Origin of the sequence: Canicola haemoglobinophilus (assembly GCF_002015075.1) — a bacterium.
Lineage (GTDB): Bacteria > Pseudomonadota > Gammaproteobacteria > Enterobacterales > Pasteurellaceae > Canicola > Canicola haemoglobinophilus.
The window spans coordinates 1-1929 of record NZ_MUXZ01000063.1 but is presented as its reverse complement, the minus strand read 5'-3'; the positions used below and the strand labels follow the sequence as shown (position 1 = coordinate 1929).

Annotated in this window: 3 protein-coding genes; 1 reads left to right on the top strand and 2 read right to left on the bottom strand. The window is 30.6% G+C overall.

Features of this window, described 5'->3' with window-relative positions; all coding sequences use genetic code 11:
* Window positions 1-513, top strand: a 513-nt coding sequence (locus B0186_RS11070; RefSeq protein ID WP_211272449.1) for a restriction endonuclease subunit S, incomplete at its 5' end; no start/stop codon positions are given.
* Window positions 514-543: 30 nt separating this feature from the next.
* Here the strand turns inward: B0186_RS11070 and B0186_RS11065 are convergent.
* A complete protein-coding gene (locus tag B0186_RS11065) occupies window positions 544-1347 on the bottom strand; it encodes a tyrosine-type recombinase/integrase (protein WP_078219485.1) in 804 nt (267 codons plus the stop codon).
* A 66-nt stretch (window positions 1348-1413) separates the two neighbouring features.
* A partial coding sequence (locus B0186_RS11060) for a restriction endonuclease subunit S (protein WP_235817234.1) occupies window positions 1414-1929 on the bottom strand: 516 nt, incomplete at its 5' end.

The window sequence follows — 1929 nt, the reverse complement described above, 5'->3', positions numbered from 1 at the left end:
GAGAGTTGGTGTTGGGTGAGATTGGGAGAGATCGCTATGACTTTCGGAGGATATGCTTTTAAAAGTGAAAAACTAATGAACACAGGAACTTTAATAATTAGGATTTCTGATTTTAATGATAAAGAAATTTTATTAGGTTCAAATGTAAGATATCAATATGAGGATTATCTAGAAAAATATTTGCTATATCATAGTGATATTCTTATTGCCATGACTGGGGGCACTGTAGGAAAAAGTATTTTAGTTCATGTTCTGCCAGAAGATAAAATTTTAATTAATCAGCGGGTTGCCTGTATTAGAAGTTTATTGATATTACCAGAATACCTCGATGTGGTCATAAAATCGCCATCAACAAAAGAAAAAATAAACTCAATAAAAAACTCAACAAATGATAATATCTCTATGGTCGATATTAATAATTTTATGATTCCTATTCCTCCATTAGAGGAACAACAAAGAATTGTCTCAAAAATTGAAATTTTATTTTTCTCTTTAGAAAACCTGACTAAATAAAATATAGGGCGATAAACCCGCCCTAATTTTCTACCAATCAATCACTTTATTTACGATGGCTTGCTGTTCAGTACTTGTTCTGCGTAAATATATTCTCGTTGTCTCGATACTTTCGTGTCCCATTAAATCGGCTAGAAAAGCAAGATCATTAAAACGTTCCAAGAAACTTTTTGCAAATCTATGCCTAAATGAATGCGGATATACAACTTTAGGATCAATTTGATAACGTTTGGCTAATATTTTTAATTGGCTTGCTATTCCTCGGGTTGTAATTCTTTCTCCATAACGGTTAAGAAAAATAAATCCATATTCTCTATTCATTGATTTTAACCATTCTAAACAAGATTTCTGTAAACTTTCTGGAATATAAATACGGCGTAATTTTCCACCTTTTGAATAAAGATCTATATAACCTGTTTTAATATGCTCACATTTTATTTGAATAAGCTCACTCACCCTTGCTCCTGTAGCTGCCATAAAACGAATAACAAAATACCAAAATAGCTCATTATCCGCTTTCAATCTTTGTTTAAAGTAGTCGTAATCAGCCTCACTAATCACATTTTCAAGAAAAGGCTTTTGCTGTACTTTAACGAAAGACATTTTCCATTTTTCTTTTTTTATAAATTCCAAATAACAATTTATTGCTCTCAATCTTAAATTAACTGTTTGAGGTTTATAATGCTCAATTAAATAAACCTTATATTGTTTAAGATTTGCTTTATTAATTTCTGGATAAAGCATTTGATATTGTTTTATGGCAAATAGATAAACAGAAAGTGTATTTTTTGCAAGGTTTTGGTTTAAAAGATGGCGTTGAAATGAAGTAATCATACTGATTTTCCTTATTGAGTTAAAAATCATTATGATAAGTAGATTATGAAATTAGATAATTTAAAGTTAACCTAAATTCTCTAAAGATAAGAATAGTTGTTCAATTTTTGCCACAATGCGTTTTTGTTCGGAGAGTGGGGGGATAGGTATTAGTATTTTTCCAAGATCAGCCCCAGAGATCTCTTTAAATGTTGTTCCTGATGCTCGACTTTGAATTAATGGCGTAAAATAAATTAATCCATAATATAAATAATCAACAATACTTTTATTATATAAATCAATAGATTTAAACCCTTGGTTCGTACAAAGGGTATTATTAGTTATTGCAATATATCCAATAGGAGCCCTACTTGAATAAACAATAGAGCTTGCAGATAACATTCTTGTCGATGATGAGTTTAATCCTTCTAAGGTAATATATCTTTCCCCATGAGAAATATATTTACCTTTCACATTCTTCATATCCGCAGGTGTAATCCAAGCAATATTTCCATTTGACCAATTAGTATCATTATCTGTTTTTGGTGTTCCGCCACCAACAATTTCTCCCAATTGGTTTAACTTCACCCAACACCAACTCTC

Bases quoted from the DNA above. Each gene is read 5' to 3' on its own strand.
- B0186_RS11065 (WP_078219485.1), bottom strand. From the start codon at position 1,347: ATGATTACTTCATTTCAACGCCATCTTTTAAACCAAAACCTTGCAAAA.